This is a genomic window from Winogradskyella algicola, from assembly GCF_005869935.1.
Classification (GTDB): domain Bacteria; phylum Bacteroidota; class Bacteroidia; order Flavobacteriales; family Flavobacteriaceae; genus Winogradskyella; species Winogradskyella algicola.
Window position 1 is genome coordinate 60271 of record NZ_SZQF01000010.1, and the last position, 15544, is coordinate 75814.

15 protein-coding genes are annotated in these 15544 nt (G+C 33.9%); 6 read left to right on the plus strand and 9 right to left on the minus strand.

The genetic code is table 11. The features are described 5' to 3' along the window. From murI to FC091_RS14380, 8 genes are all read right to left on the minus strand, one after another. The gene (gene murI, locus FC091_RS14345) at window positions 1-780 is read right to left on the minus strand and encodes a glutamate racemase (protein WP_138434955.1); all 780 of its coding nucleotides are present in this window, start codon (window positions 778-780) and stop codon (window positions 1-3) included. A 64-nt stretch (window positions 781-844) separates the two neighbouring features. After that, entirely contained in the window at window positions 845-1393 is a 549-nt protein-coding gene (locus tag FC091_RS14350; protein ID WP_138434957.1) for an OmpH family outer membrane protein, read from the minus strand. A gap of 32 nt (window positions 1394-1425) precedes the next feature. Continuing rightward, window positions 1426-2514: an OmpH family outer membrane protein gene (locus FC091_RS14355; RefSeq protein ID WP_138435015.1), complete on the minus strand. Its 1089-nt coding sequence runs from the start codon at window positions 2512-2514 to the stop codon at window positions 1426-1428. Window positions 2515-2671: 157 nt separating this feature from the next. Beyond that, a complete protein-coding gene (gene bamA / locus FC091_RS14360; protein ID WP_138434959.1) occupies window positions 2672-5251 on the minus strand; it encodes an outer membrane protein assembly factor BamA in 2580 nt (859 codons plus the stop codon). Next, the gene (locus FC091_RS14365; RefSeq protein ID WP_138434961.1) at window positions 5220-5963 is read right to left on the minus strand and encodes an isoprenyl transferase; all 744 of its coding nucleotides are present in this window, start codon (window positions 5961-5963) and stop codon (window positions 5220-5222) included. Before FC091_RS14365 ends, bamA begins: the two co-directional genes overlap by 32 nt. Further along, on the minus strand, window positions 5964-6653 hold the full coding sequence (porG, locus tag FC091_RS14370) for a type IX secretion system protein PorG (RefSeq protein WP_138434963.1): 690 nt from the start codon (window positions 6651-6653) through the stop codon (window positions 5964-5966). It abuts the gene before it with no gap. A 111-nt stretch (window positions 6654-6764) separates the two neighbouring features. After that, window positions 6765-7643: an NAD kinase gene (locus tag FC091_RS14375; protein WP_138434965.1), complete on the minus strand. Its 879-nt coding sequence runs from the start codon at window positions 7641-7643 to the stop codon at window positions 6765-6767. 2 nt (window positions 7644-7645) lie between these two features. Beyond that, window positions 7646-8302 (minus strand): CBS domain-containing protein, encoded by a 657-nt coding sequence (locus FC091_RS14380; protein WP_138434967.1) that lies wholly within the window; start codon window positions 8300-8302, stop codon window positions 7646-7648. Window positions 8303-8394: 92 nt separating this feature from the next. Here FC091_RS14380 and FC091_RS14385 point away from each other — a divergent pair, with 92 nt between their 5' ends. The 6 genes from FC091_RS14385 to clpX all read left to right on the plus strand — a co-directional run bounded on the left by FC091_RS14385 (window position 8395) and on the right by clpX (window position 13740). After that, on the plus strand, window positions 8395-9108 hold the full coding sequence (locus FC091_RS14385) for a pyridoxine 5'-phosphate synthase (protein ID WP_138434969.1): 714 nt from the start codon (window positions 8395-8397) through the stop codon (window positions 9106-9108). After that, a complete protein-coding gene (locus FC091_RS14390; protein ID WP_138434971.1) occupies window positions 9105-9869 on the plus strand; it encodes an alpha/beta fold hydrolase in 765 nt (254 codons plus the stop codon). Before FC091_RS14385 ends, FC091_RS14390 begins: the two co-directional genes overlap by 4 nt. Window positions 9870-9891: 22 nt before the next feature. Beyond that, window positions 9892-10242 carry a phage holin family protein gene (locus FC091_RS14395; RefSeq protein WP_138434973.1) on the plus strand — a complete coding sequence of 117 codons (351 nt, stop codon included), beginning with the start codon at window positions 9892-9894 and terminating at the stop codon, window positions 10240-10242. Window positions 10243-10318: 76 nt separating this feature from the next. Continuing rightward, complete coding sequence (gene tig / locus FC091_RS14400) at window positions 10319-11641, plus strand: trigger factor (RefSeq protein ID WP_138434976.1); 1323 nt, start codon at window positions 10319-10321, stop codon at window positions 11639-11641. A gap of 145 nt (window positions 11642-11786) precedes the next feature. Continuing rightward, window positions 11787-12461, plus strand: a complete 675-nt coding sequence (clpP, locus tag FC091_RS14405; RefSeq protein ID WP_138434978.1) for an ATP-dependent Clp endopeptidase proteolytic subunit ClpP — start codon at window positions 11787-11789, stop codon at window positions 12459-12461. A gap of 49 nt (window positions 12462-12510) precedes the next feature. Then, complete coding sequence (gene clpX / locus FC091_RS14410) at window positions 12511-13740, plus strand: ATP-dependent Clp protease ATP-binding subunit ClpX (protein ID WP_138434980.1); 1230 nt, start codon at window positions 12511-12513, stop codon at window positions 13738-13740. Window positions 13741-13998: 258 nt separating this feature from the next. Here clpX and FC091_RS14415 read toward each other — a convergent pair whose 3' ends face one another. Beyond that, window positions 13999-15519 (minus strand): GH3 auxin-responsive promoter family protein, encoded by a 1521-nt coding sequence (locus FC091_RS14415; protein ID WP_138434982.1) that lies wholly within the window; start codon window positions 15517-15519, stop codon window positions 13999-14001. Window positions 15520-15544: the final 25 nt, after the last annotated feature.

Sequence of the window (15544 nt, forward strand, 5' to 3'; positions counted from 1 at the left end):
TTAAAAATCTAAAAATGAGGCTTCAAAATTACCACCTACTAATGTATTTAAGACCTCAACGTTACTGTTAGAATATAGTTTTACTGAAGGTTTTTCATGACCAAAATTCAACAAATCTTGAGATTGTAAAACTGCTTTTGTTTGCTTGGCGACTGCCAATCCAGAATCAATGATTTTCACATCCTCAGGAAGCATTGTCTCTAACATTGGTATTAAGTAAGGATAATGCGTACAACCTAAAACCAAGTAGTCTATATTAGCCTTTAGCATAGGCTCTAAATAAAGTTGTAACAAATCTTTCATTTCACTTGAATTCAACTTACCTGATTCAATTAATGGCACTATACCCTCACCTATCTGCTCTATCACTTTTATGCCATTAGCATACAAATCTGAAGTTTTGTGAAAAAGCTGACTACTAAGTGTTCCTTTAGTGGCTAAAATCCCAACCGCTTTGGTCTTTGTATTTAAAGCTGCAGGTTTGATTGCTGGTTCTATCCCAATAAAAGGCACCTCATATGATTCCCTTAAATAGGTGATTGCATTTGTCGTAGCTGTATTACATGCAACCACAATGGTTTTACAACCTTTGCTTAATAAATATTCTGTATTTTTTATTGAAAGATTCTTAATCTCTTCTTGAGTCTTATTACCATAAGGCGCATTTTTACTATCTGCTAAGTAGATTATATTTTCAGTAGGAAGCAAGGCGTGTATTTCCTTAAAAATGGAAGTACCGCCAACACCAGAGTCGAAAATACCAATTGGATAATTACTCATACTTACAAAAATAAAAAGTCGCTTAGTTAAAAGCGACTTTCAAAAGATTTTATTTAAAACTTACTTATATTTTTAAGTGAGCCTTTACATCTGCCATTAGATCTTTACCATCTGCTACGATTAACATACCTGCGTCTAATACATACTGAAACCCTTGTGCTTTTGCTACTGCTTGGATTGCTTCGTCAGCATCTTCGAGAATTGGCTTTAGTAAATCATATTCTTTCTTACTTAAGTCTTGATTCATTTGTTGTTGGTATTGCGCAAGTGCTTGCTTCATACCTTCAACTTCTTTCATACGTTTTAAGTTTTCATCTTCAGTCTGTGCACCTGCTTCAGCATTATACTGCTTCACTTTACTTTCAATCTCTTTTAAGGAATCTTGAAACTGAGCTTCGTAAGTTTTGCCTAACTTTTCAAGTTCTGCCTGTGCAGTAGCATAAGCTGGCATTGCTTTAACTAACTCTTGCTTATCAATATGTGCCACCTTACTTTGGGCAGATACAAAACTTGATGCTCCAATAAAAAGTGCTACTGTAAATAATAATGATTTTAAATGTTTACTCACGTTAATTGTATTTGTTTTTGTGAGTTTGTGAATCTTTGATTTCATTTTTTCTAAATTGTATTTGTGTGTTATAATTATTAATTATTTTCTCCTTCTTCTTTCCTAGCGTTAGCTATAGAATCCCTTCGTTTGAGTTGTTTTTCACGTTCTTCACGTGCTTTTTTTCTTTGTTCTAATATTTTTTGTTTACGAGCTTCCAATTCCTTTCTCCTTCGTTCTCTGTCTTTGGCCTTAATCTCTGCAGCTGTAAGTGGTTTCTTTGTACTTACTGAATCTTTCTTAACTGTTGTTGAATCTTGCTTTTTATCATCTAGTGCTTTAACAGATTTATTTGCTTGTGTGGTACTATCTTTTTCTGTTGATTTAACATCGCCTTCAGTTTTATTTCTAGCATCTAACACCCTTTGTCTGCGTTCATCAGCTTCACGTTTTTTAGCAGCTCTAATAGAATCTTGTCTTGCTCTTCTTGCTTCTAATGCTTTTTCTCGTTCTGCACGTTTTGCTGCTAATTCTGCTTCTCTTGCGGCTTTACGTTCTTCTAAAGCTTTCTGTCTTTCATCTTTCTCTTCACTTACTAAAGGAACAACCTCCTCGTCTTCTAACTCTTTTCGCTCCTTTTTACTTTTTGCTTGATTACGTTTCGATGTTCTTGTAATAGTTCTCAAAACTTGTTCGCTAATATCATAACGCTCTGCAGAGTAGAGCATGACAACATCAGCAGACTTATCGAAAACAAAATCGAACTTCTTTGTCTCAGCAATTTGTTGAACAGCTGCGAATATTTGATCTTGTATCGGTTCTATTAACTGACGCTTTTGAATCATTAAATCTCCATTTGGACCAAAACGCTTTTGCTGATAATCCAATATTTCAGCCTCTTCAAAAGCAATGTCCTCCATGCGTTCTTCATAAAGCTCTTTAGTAAGAAGTACACTTTCGTTTTCAAGCTCCTTTTTCTTTTGATCGATGCCACTGAGCTTTTTCTCAATCTCAGTTTTCCACTGAAGCACTTTCTTATCTAATTGCGTTGAAGCCTCTTGATACTCTGGTACGTTTTGCAATATATATTCGGTATCTATATAACCAATTCTAACACCACGTTGTGCATTACCAATAAAGCTCGTAAGACCTATAATTGCCAATAAAAAAAGAACTTTATATTTCATCATTTTTTATTTGTGTTTTGAGACATTTTAAATTGTTTGTCAATTTTGCTGTCAGGTTTTAGTGTTACTAATCTTCAAATTTAACGAAATATATCCTTAAAAATTTTAACACCATGACGAAATACTTATTTAGCAGTTAGAAAATATCGTGCCAAAGTTAAAATTGTTGCCCAATTATGAAGTGTGTTTCCCATTTTCTTGGCGAAGTTCCATCAGGCAAATCGTCAAATGCATGACCAAAATCTATACCTAATAAACCAAAAGCTGGCATAAAGATCCTTAATCCTACACCTGCAGATCTTCTTACATTGAAAGGGTTAAAATCTCTAAAACTATTAACCGACTGACCTCCTTCTAAGAATCCTAAAGCATAAATCTTAGCTTGTGCGCCAAGTGTTATTGCATGACGAAGCTCTAGTGAGAATTTATTGTAAATAGACCCTCCATCTGTAGTTGATAAGGATTGGTTTGGGTAACCACGTAACTGTATAATTTCCCTACCATCTAAGGCAAAATTCCCTAAACCATCACCACCAACAAAGAAACGCTCAAATGGAATAACTCCTCTGTCATTGTTATAAGCGCCTAAGAACCCAAACTCTACACTTGGTCTTAGTACTAATTTCTTTGTTAAAGCTGTATACCAATCTGCTCTAAACTTAATTTTGTAAAATTCTAACCATTTAAAACGCTCTTGATCAATTTCACCAATTCTGGCAAAATCATCTGGATCTGATGGATCCAAGGCATCTCGTTCGTCTTTTAAAGCTTTATAATCTACACCATTGACTAAAGAGTATGGAAAAGAGAATTTAGCAGAAGCCGTAAAACTAGAACCTCCTGTCGGGAATATTGGATCAGTATACAGATTATTCCTACTTAAACCTATTGTATATGATAGGTTGTTAGATGTACCATCACCAAAAGTAAATAAGCCTGTATTATAATTGCTTAAATCGTAGTTTTGGTAACTTAAAGACTGAGAAAGCAGAAAATAGTCATCTGGCTTGGATAGTCTCGTTGACACACCTACTGTTAAACCTAAAATATTGAATCTCCTGCTTTTATCTGCTCTTCTCGTTTGTTGATTAAATAAAAATTGTCTTGAATACGATACAGAAGTAGATAATTGAAATGGCTTTTTTCCTCCCAACCAAGGTTCGCTAAAAGAGAAACTATACGTTTGAAAAAACTGACTAGCCTGTAACCTTAAGGCTAAACTCTGACCATCACCTCTTGGTACTGGTTTGTAGGCTTCTTTCTTAAAGATATCTTTAATAGCGAAGTTATTGAAAGACAAACCTAAAGTACCAATGAAGCCACCACCACCATAACCACCTTGTAGTTGTATTTGGCTAGAGCCTTGTTCTGCAACCTCGTATTCAATATCTAAGGTTCCATCTACAGGGTTTGGATTTTTTATATTTGGAACAAGCTGCTGTGCATCAAAGAAACCTAATTGCCCAAGCTCCCTTAGAGTTCTAATAATTTGAGATTTACTATATAATTCTCCTGGACGTGTTCTTATTTCTCTGTAAATAACATGATCATTAGTAACATCGTTTCCAACAACAGTTACATTGTTAAAGTAAGCTGGTTTACCTTCAGAAATGCGAATCTCCATGTCAATAACGTTACCTTCTGCACTAACCTCAACAGGATTTATTGTAGAGAACATGTAGCCACTATTTTGGTATGCATTTGCTAAACTTTGCGCATCTGGATTATTTGGGTCATCTATACGCTCCCTAAGCTCTACACCATTATATGTATCGCCTTCTTTTATACCTAATAACAGTGCTAACTGCCTATCGCTGTATACTGTATTACCGACAAAATCAATTTTTCCAAAAGTATATTTTTCACCTTCCTCTACTTCAATATTTAAACTAATGTTTTTGTCATTGTTAAAGATTATTGAATCTGAGACGATTCTGGCATCTCTATATCCTTTTTCTTTATAACGGTCTACTATACTTACTAAATCTTCTCTAAAGTCTTCTTCTATATATTTTGAGCGCTTAAAGATTCGTAATGGGCTAAGACTTTTTTTCTTTGTATTCTTCATAGCCTTACGAAGCTTTTTGTCTGATAGCTTTTCGTTACCTATAAAGTTGATAGATTTTACTTTTACTTTTTGACCTCTATCTATGTTAATCTTCATGTTAACACGCTCCTTCTCTACAGAATCAATTACTTCTGTAGTTTGAATATTAACTTTAGCATTTAAAAACCCCTTCTTCTTATACTTATTCGTAAGATAGTTTCTTGTTGTTGCGATAAGGTTTTCTGTAACTTTTACACCAGATTGCAGCTTGTTTTCGGTTATAATTTCATCCTTTTTACCTTTCTTAACCCCCTCAATCGTTAAATCTTTAAGTTCTGGTAGATCCATAAGACGAATTTCTAAATTCGCTGTTCTCCCTTCTATATTTGTCACAAAAATATCTATGCTACTAAACAGATTAGATTTCCAAAGTGTTTTTACAGCATTGGCAATTTTTTCTCCACCAATCTGAATCTCTTCATCCTTTCTTAATTTAGAATACGCTATAATAGTTTGTGGACTAAAATTGGTATTCCCTGTAACTGTAATCTCTTTGATTAAATATTTAGCACCTTCTTGTGCTTGTGCATTACCTAAAAAAGGTATTGTAAAAAATAATACAACACCAATTAATTTTGCAAGTGACTTTGATACTTTTTTATGAGGTAAGTTGTTCGCTTGTTTTTCCAAATCTTCGTTCTCTATTTTGATAATTTATGAGCGCTTCATATAAATGTTCCTTACTGAAATCCGGCCATAAAACATCCGTAAAATATAATTCTGCATAGGCTATTTGCCAAAGTAAAAAGTTACTAATTCGTTGCTCACCACTAGTGCGAATTAGTAAGTCTACATCTGGTAAATTTTGCGTGTAAAGATGCTTATTTATAATTGATTCATCAATACTTTCTGGAGAAATTATATTATTTTTAACTTTAACCGATAACTCTTTAATAACATTAACAATTTCTTCACGAGAACCGTAGCTCAAAGCCAAAGTTAATGTCATATTCGTATTATTTTTTGTCTTTTCTATAACATCTAGCAACTCTTGATGTGCTTTTTTTGGCAAATCATGTAGACAACCTATAGCTGACAACTTAATATTATTGTCTTGTAGCGTCTTAATTTCCTTCTTAAGAGACTTCACCAAAAGCTTCATAAGCGTTTGTACTTCGAGCTTTGGTCTATTCCAATTCTCTGTAGAAAAAGCATAAAGCGTAAGATTTTTTATGCCTAGCTCAGCACTCGCTTCTACCGTTTGTCTTACAGCTTTGGTTCCATTTTCATGACCTATAACACGCATTAACCCTTGTTGCTTTGCCCAACGACCGTTACCATCCATAATTATTGCAACGTGGTTAGGTAATCTTTTTTTATTTATTTTTTCTTTGAGGTTCATTTAAAATCCGCAATAACAAGGTCTTCTTCCAAAGGTGTAAGTTAATGTAATTCCTGAAAAAACATACCAATCATTACTATTTGTATTACCAAAACTGAATTGTTCTCTAAATTCATTATCAGGCACACTCCCATCTAGCTCATCAGAGAATGTATATCTGGCACCAACTTCTGCTGCCAATACTAAATGATTACTTATATTGGTTTTATAACCCAAAACCATTGGTATACCATAAGCCCAACTGCTAGTATCCTCAGATGTATACTGACCGTTTTGAGTAAAATAATAATTATTATGATTAGCTACAGAAACACCTGTATATAAATAGGGTGTACCCTTTATGCCTGTTGTATGTAAATTAAAGTCCCAAAACGTAAATTCCATCCCAGCAGATATTTCTAAAATGCTGGTATTAAATTTATAACCTCTCTGGATTCTTCTAGGATCATCAGATTTACCATCAACACCTTCTAAATCCGAAAATATGACAGACAATCTGAATGAATGCCTTGGACTCCTATTCCATTTAAAAATTCCGCCAACAGCAAGCTGATTTGGTGATATATAATTCGTAGCACCTACGTCTCCAATAAAATTACTCCCACCGACAAACACACCAACCTCATAAATTTGAGCATTAGTGTTTTGTATAAAAAATACACTGGTAAGAACTAGGAATAAATACCTCATAAATTTTTCAAAGTTTGCAAATATAATAATTATGATTAGCCTATTACAATTTGATACAAATTGTCTTAGAGATAAACAGTATTTACAAGCTTTTATTGTATGAAAAAAGGCTTAATTACGACGGTCTTCACCCCAAAGTAGCTTTTTCCTAAGCGTGTCTAAAAAGGTTTCTTCTAGCCGCTCTACCATCTTAATTGCGAAACTTGCTTTTTCTACAGTTACAATTGTCGTATTAGGTAGAGTTACAATCCTTGAATCTAAAGACATTAAAAATTGGTCTTCTCTACCGTCTACCTTAAAAGTAACTGATGTTTTATCTGGTATAATTAGAGGTCTTGCACTTAAATTATGGGGTGCAATTGGAGTCAATGCAAAATTATTTGCCTCAGGAGTTATTACAGGACCACCACAACTAAGCGAATAACCTGTAGAACCTGTCGGTGTAGATAATATAAGACCATCAGCCCAATACGAAGTTAAATACTCTCCATCGAGATGAGTTTCTACAGTAATCATCGAAGTAGTATTCTTTCTGCTTAAAGCTATTTCGTTAAGTGCAAAATTAGTTTCGCCTATTGTATTGTTATTAGGTGATGTCGTGACACTTAATAAAGATCGCTTAGATATTTTATAATCACCATTGAAAATTTCAGAAAGTGCGGATTCTATTTCGTCTGTTTGTATAGTAGCTAAGAAACCAAGCCTACCCGTGTTAATACCCACTATTGGAATACCTAAATCTCCCACATACGTTATGGCTCTTAATATGGTTCCGTCACCACCTATACTAACAAGCAAATCATAACTTTCATCTAATTCTGAAAAGGTGTTTAATTGAGTGTTTTTCAGAATTTCTTCTTTTTGTTGACTTAAAAAATCGTGTTCAACAAATATTTCAACACTATGTTTTAGCAACACTTCTACTAAAATCTCAAGTGCTTTTTGTGTTGAGTCTTTAGCGTAATTCTGACCGTAAATTGCAATCTTCATCATTACATATTTAGGTATTTGTCTAAGTACTGAGAGCGTTCTTTAAGACTTTCAATATAGGAATCTTCTTCGTGACCAGACACTATGTTATAACTGTAGCGTCTAAATGTTTGAATAACCTCATTAAGACTTGTATTGCCAATTTTTAAAGTAATCTGTGCTAAATCTGAGCCCATTTTCGATATAAACGCACCGAGGAGTTTAGCATCATTAGACTCTACAATTTGGCTAATTTCACTAAACGAATAGTCATGGATTCCTTTTTCTACGATAAGAATACCTCCTGGCTCAGAGAAAAAAGGTGTTTCATTAAAAAGGTGGATAATATCATTTAGCTCATAATAGCCTAAATATGTATTTTTCTCATCTAAAACAGGCATTATGTTAGAGTCATTTTGAGCAAATGCCTCAAGCACATCGAGCCAATTAGTTGTTGATCTTACAAAAAAACCCTCAATAGTATGACTACAATCTTTTATAGTTATGGCACTATCAAAACAATGCACGTCAGTCTCTGAAATACAACCCATATACACACCTTGATTTTGAATTGGGACGTGAGAATATGTTAGCTGATTAAAAAGCATTTGTAAGTCGCCTATTTTATCAGTGATATTTAATGGTTTTATGTCGTTTATAACAAAATCCTGTAACTGCATATTTAGAGTTTGAATATCTTGCAAATTAATCAAAAATAACTACAAAAACCCAAGATGAGTTCTGTATTTTTGTTATCTAAAATTACGATGAGATGGCAAAATTAAGTGTTAACATTAACAAGATAGCAACACTAAGAAATAGTCGAGGTGGCGATGCACCAAATGTAGTACAATTTGCAAAAGATGTTCAACGATTTGGTGCCGAAGGTATAACCGTTCATCCAAGACCAGATGAAAGACACATTCGTTATCAAGATGTTTATGATCTTAAACCAGAAGTCACTACAGAATTTAATATTGAAGGTAACCCAATACCTAAGTTTATTGATATGGTTTTAGAAGTAAAACCAACACAAGTAACCTTGGTACCAGATGCTGAAGACGCCATAACTTCGAATGCAGGTTGGGACACAGTAAAACACAAAGATTTTTTAATAGACGTTATCAAAGAGTTTAAAAACAATGGTATTAGAACTTCTATATTTGTAGATCCTGACCTCCATTATATTGAAGGAGCCAAGGAAACAGGCACTGAGAGAATAGAACTTTACACCGAAGCTTATGCGCATCAATTTAGTCTAGGCAACAAAGAAGGTATAAAACCTTATATGGAATGTGCTGGCTTAGCAAATACCCTTGGATTAGGAATTAATGCTGGCCATGATCTTTCACTTGATAACATCAAATATTTTAAAGAAAATATCACTGGACTTTTAGAAGTTTCTATTGGCCATGCACTTATATCTGAAAGCTTGTATCTAGGTGCAAAAAATGTTATTAAAATGTATTTAGACAAACTAAAATGATTTTACATTCAAACATTATAGGCAAAGGTAAACCGCTTGTAATTCTTCACGGTTTTTTAGGCATGGGAGATAACTGGAAAACCTTAGCCAAGCAGTTTTCAGAATCAAACTACCAAGTTCATTTAGTTGACCAACGAAACCATGGTCGCAGTTTTCATTCGGAAGACTTTGACTATGAATTAATGGCAGAAGACTTAAAAGCATATTGTAAAGAACACGACCTCAACGACATTATTTTGCTAGGACATTCCATGGGAGGGAAAACTGCAATGCTTTTTGCTGCTCTATTTCCAGAACTCGTTAGTAAACTTATTGTTGCAGATATTTCACCACGTTATTATCCTGTACATCACGATGCCATTTTAGAAGGATTAAGTAGTCTAGACTTTTCAGAAATAGAAAGTCGCGGTGCTGCAGATGAAGCATTGAGCAAGTACGTAAAAGAGGCTGGCACTCGTATGTTTCTTCTTAAAAATTTATACTGGGTAGAAAAAGGACAACTAGGCCTAAGAATTAATTTACCCGTTTTAAAAAATAATGTTTCTGAAGTAGGAGAAGCATTTCCAATACATGCTACTTTCAATAAAGACACTTTGTTTCTTCGAGGAGATAAATCTGAATATATTGGCGAGCAAGATGAAGCCATAATTCATCGTCATTTTCCAAATTCAGAAATTGTTACTATTAAAAATGCAGGTCATTGGTTGCATGCAGAAAATCCAAAGGATTTTTACGAAGCTGTAATTAAATTCTTATATTAAGTAAAATTAAAAACTTAATTGTATGAACTTATTAGTTAGATTGTTGTTAAATGCTCTCGCCGTGTTTATCCTCGCCCATATTCTTAGTGGTGTAGCTGTTAGTGGATATGCAGGTGCGCTTATAGTTGCAATAGTATTAGCAATTCTCAACCTCTTTGTTAAGCCAGTTTTAATAATACTTACCTTGCCCGTTACCATTTTAACCTTAGGCTTATTCCTTTTGGTTATCAATGCATTAATTATTCTTTTAGCAGATAAATTAATTGATGGATTTGCTGTAAATAGTTTTTGGACTGCCTTAATTTTCAGTATTCTATTATCCATTCTGCAATCCATCTTACAAACCATTTTTAAAGAGCCAAAAAACGACTAAAAACCAATTGTTTAAAGTGTTGTAGGGTTGTGAAAAATGTTGTATTTTTGCAGCCCAATTTTAGTTACTAAGTATAATGAACATTACAAGAGAAAACATCGACGCATTAAATGCAGTTGTAAAAGTAGATATCGCAAAAGAAGATTATAGCGATAAAGTTGAAAAAATCTTAACAGATTACCGAAAGTCTGCTAACATTCCTGGATTTAGAAAAGGCCATGTTCCTATGAGTCTAGTGAAAAAACAATACGGTAAAGCTGTATTAGTTGATGAGGTAAACAAGTTACTTCAAGATGCTATCGGTAAGTACTTAGTTGAAGAAAAGTTAGACGTTTTAGGTAACCCATTACCAAAACCACAGGACGATTTAGATTGGGATGCTGATGCTTTTTCTTTTGAGTTTGAATTAGGTTTAGCGCCAGAATTTGACGTAAAGTTAAAAGGTAAAAAAGCAATAACACACTACAACATTGTTGCAGATGACAAGATGATTGACAACCAAGTTGAGCACATCCAAAAGCAATATGGCAAGTTAGTATCTCAAACCGAAGTAACTAAAGATTCTGAAATTACTGGAAAATTCACTAACGAAGAAGAAGGTATTGAGAATGTTGCAACTATTACTTTAGATAAATTAAAAGGAAAAACAAACCCTAAGAAATTTATCGGAGCTAAAGTTGGCGATGTAATCGAATTAAAAACTAAAGGTCTTTTTAACGATGACCACGATTTAATGACGTTCTTAAAAGTATCTCACGATGACGCTCACGGATTAGACATTAAAGTAAACTTTGAGGTATCTGAAATTAATGAAAGAGAACTTGCAGATTTAGACCAAGAATTATTCGATAAACTTTTTGGCCCTAAAGCAGTAACTTCTGTTACTGAGCTGAAGAATAAGATTAAGGAAGATTCTGAAAAGCAATTTGCACAACAAGGTGACCAGAAATTATTAAACGATGTGACTGAATACTTATTAGAAAGCACAAAGTTTGATTTACCAGTTGAGTTCCTTCAAAAATGGATGCAAACAGCTGGTGAAGAGCCAATGACAGAAGAGCAAGCTAAAGAAGAATTTGAAAAGTCAGAAAAAAGCATGCGTTACCAACTTATAGAAGGTAAATTAATTGCAGATCATAACTTACAAGTTCAATTTGAAGAATTGAAGGCTTATGCAATGGAAATGATTAAAGGTCAAATGGCACAATTTGGTCAATTAAATCCTTCAGAAAAAGAATTAGAAGATATAGCAGCTCGTATAATGTCTAACCAAGATGAGGTAAAACGTTTATCTGAGCAATTAATGAGTCAAAAACTATTAAACTTATATAAGACTGAAGCTAATCTTAAAACAAAAGAAATCACTTACGATGATTTTGTAAAAGAATTCTATAGCTAAGTATAAAAATTCTCAAGGCTACGCCTTGTAACCAAAATTTGTGATTCCCGCGAAAGCAGGAAGCTAAAATAAATTAGTATCTTTAAGGCGTAGAACTGAAAAGTTTTACGCTTTTTTTTTAATCGAAAAATAAATTGAAAATATAATGAATTACGGAAAAGAATTTGAAAAGTTCGCTATAAAGGATCAAGGTATTAATAGTAATTATTATGAGAAAATAATTACAAGTATGTATCCTACTAATTTAACACCAAACATTATTGAAGAACGTCAATTAAACGCTATTGCTATGGACGTTTTCTCTCGTTTAATGATGGATCGTATAATATTCCTAGGTACTGGAGTTAACGATCAGGTGGCTAATATCATTCAAGCACAGTTATTATTCTTACAAAGCACTGATGCCACAAAAGATATTCAAATATATATTAACTCTCCAGGTGGATCTGTGTATGCTGGTTTAGGCATTTATGACACCATGCAGTTTGTAAAACCCGATGTTGCAACAATATGTACAGGTATAGCAGCATCTATGGCCGCAGTGTTATTATGTGCTGGAGAAAAAGGAAAACGCTCTGCTCTTAAGCACTCTCGCGTTATGATTCACCAACCTATGAGTGGTACACAAGGGCAAGTATCTGATATGGAAATTGCAGTACGTGAGACAATAAAAGTAAAAGAAGAGCTTTATAATATTATCTCTACGCACTCAGGAAAGCCTTACGAACAAGTGGAAAAAGACTCTGATAGAGATTACTGGATGCGATCTAGTGAAGCTTTAGAGTATGGTATGATTGATGAAGTTTTAGAGCGCAAGTAAATAAACTAATTATTTTGCGACTAAAATCCCCTAAACAAGAACCAAAATTATGGCAAAAGAAGAATTAGAATGCTCATTCTGTGGTAGAAAAAAGTCAGAAACCAATTTACTGATTGCTGGACTAGATGCACACATCTGCGATCGCTGTATTGAGCAAGCATATGGTATTGTTGTTGAAGAATCTAAACAATCAGGTAATTCTGAGTTAAGTGCAGAATTAATGCTCAGAAAGCCTAAAGAAATAAAAGCGTTCTTAGATGAGTATATTATTGGGCAAGAATACACCAAACGTGTTATGTCCGTAGCGGTTTATAACCATTACAAACGTTTGTTACAACCTCCTTCTGATGATGATATAGAAATACAAAAAAGTAATATCATTATGGTAGGCCAAACTGGTACAGGTAAAACTTTAATGGCAAAAACCGTTGCTCGTATGCTTAATGTACCGCTAGCTATTGTTGATGCAACTGTATTAACAGAAGCTGGTTATGTCGGTGAAGATGTAGAAAGCATTTTAACGCGATTACTACAAGCAGCTGACTACAATCTAGAGAAAGCACAACGTGGTATCGTTTTTATAGATGAAATTGATAAAATTGCTCGTAAAAGTGATAATCCATCAATAACAAGAGATGTATCTGGTGAAGGCGTACAGCAAGCACTTCTAAAATTATTAGAAGGTACTGTTGTTAATGTCCCGCCAAAAGGTGGTCGTAAGCATCCTGACCAAAAGTTTATAGAAGTTAATACAGAGCATATTTTATTTATTGCAGGTGGTGCCTTTGATGGTATAGAGCGCGTAATTACTAAGCGTCTTAATATGCAAGCCATTGGCTATAGCTCTATAAAAGATGATAATGTAGACGATGATAATATTCTTCAATATATTATTCCAAAAGATTTGAAAGATTTTGGATTAATACCTGAAATTATTGGCCGTTTACCTGTGTTAACACACATGGACCCATTGGATGCTAATACACTAAGAGCTATTCTAACGGAACCAAAAAATGCCATTATCAAACAATACAAAAAGTTGTTTGCTATGGACGAAGTAGAGTTTTCCATTACAGACGGAGCATTAGACTACATTGTAGAAAAAGCAATAGAGTACAAACTAGGTGCTCGTGGTTTGCGTTCGCTTTGCGAAGAGATATTAACCGAAGCCATGTTTGATTTACCTGGCTCTGGAGAATCTAAGCTTAATGTAACTAAGGCTTATGCTGAAGATAGACTCAATAAGTCTACTTTAAAGAAGCTTAAGGCTGTATCCTAAAAAATATCGGCTAATGAAAAAAGAAACCACAATTTTAATATTGTGGTTTTTTTATTGTTAGGATTGATTAATAAATATTGCTGACAATATGTTATATAAAATAGTTAGGGTATTAATTAATAGCACATTTATTTACAGCTAATATAGTATCATCTTTTAAAGACAAAACCTTTTTATTAAGATTTTGGTTAAAGTCATTTTAAATCTCGTTGTATGAAATTTACTTGATGATTTTAACGATAAATGGTAATTACAATTCTATTCTTGATTATTTAATTGCAACAACTCTTCAATATAATCTCTAGAATTTGACAAACGAGGTACTTTGTGCTGACCCCCAAGCTTATCATTTTCTTTTAGCCAATCATAAAACAAGTTGGTTCTAGCACTATGAATTTTCGGCTTATTCAAAGTCATGTTGTTATAGCGTTTGGCCTCATAATCGGAGTTCAAAGCTTTTAAAGCATTATCGAATAGCTCCTCAAAATAAGACATGTTTTTTGGAGGTGTTTTAAATTCAATAATCCACTCATGCGCACCTTTTTCTTTTCCTTTCATAAAAATTGGTGCTGCTGTATAATCTACAATCTCTGCAGCAGTTCTTTTACACACCTTCTTAAGTGCATCTTCCGCATTTTCAATAATTAGCTCTTCGCCAAAAGCGTTAATGTGATGCTTTGTTCTGCCAGACACCTTAATTCTATGTGGTTTTAAGCTTACAAATCTGATAGTATCACCAATTTTATAGCGCCAGAGACCTGCATTTGTTGTGATAACAACAGCATAATTTTTCCCTAACTCCACCTCGCTAAGCGGAATCACTTTTTGATCTTTTGTACCGTAGGTGTCCATAGGTATGAACTCATAAAATATTCCGTAGTCCAACATCAGTAATAGGTCACCAGAATAATTCTGATCTTGTATGGCAAAGAACCCTTCAGAAGCATTATAAATTTCGTAATATTTAAAATCCTTCTTTGGTAAGATAGATCTATACTGCTCTATGTAAGGATTAAAACTTACTCCTCCGTGAAAGTATACTTCAAGGTTTGGCCAAATATCAAAGAGGTTATCTTTTCCAGTTTTTTCCAATACATTGTTAAGTAACACTAACATCCAAGATGGTACGCCTGCTAAACTCGTTACATTTTCTTCTATGGTCTCCTCTACAATGGCCTGCATTTTGGCTTCCCACTCACTCATTAAAGAGACTTTACTACTTGGTGTACTGCTAAACTCTGCCCAAAAGGGCATATTATCGATAAGAATGGCACTTAAATCCCCAAAAACAGTTCCATTTTCTTTATAAAGCTCCTTGCTTCCACCTAAGCGAAGACTTTTACCAGTAAAAAGCTGTGCGTTTTCGTTGTTGTTTAGGTACATACACAAAAGGTCTTTGCTTGCTGCATAATGACAATCTTCCAAAGACTCAGTACTTACAGGAATAAATTTACTTTTAGAATTGGTTGTTCCGCTAGATTTTGCAAACCATTTTATTGGTCTAGGCCAAAAAATATTTTGTTCTCCTTGGCGAGAACGCTCTATCATAGGCTGAACATCTTCATAACTCACTATAGGTAAACGCTCGTTAAACTCCTTATAGGTTTTTATTGAAGCAAAATCGTATTTCTTTCCAATCTCTGTATCCTTAGCAAACTTTAGCAAACTAAAAAGCAATTCGTTTTGTACTTCGTTTGGGTATTTTAAAAACAAATCTATTTGATGAAATCGTTTTTTTAAAAACCACGAAGCAATAGAATTTACGATAGGAATTGGCATGGATTGGTTATCTTTACTCGCCAAG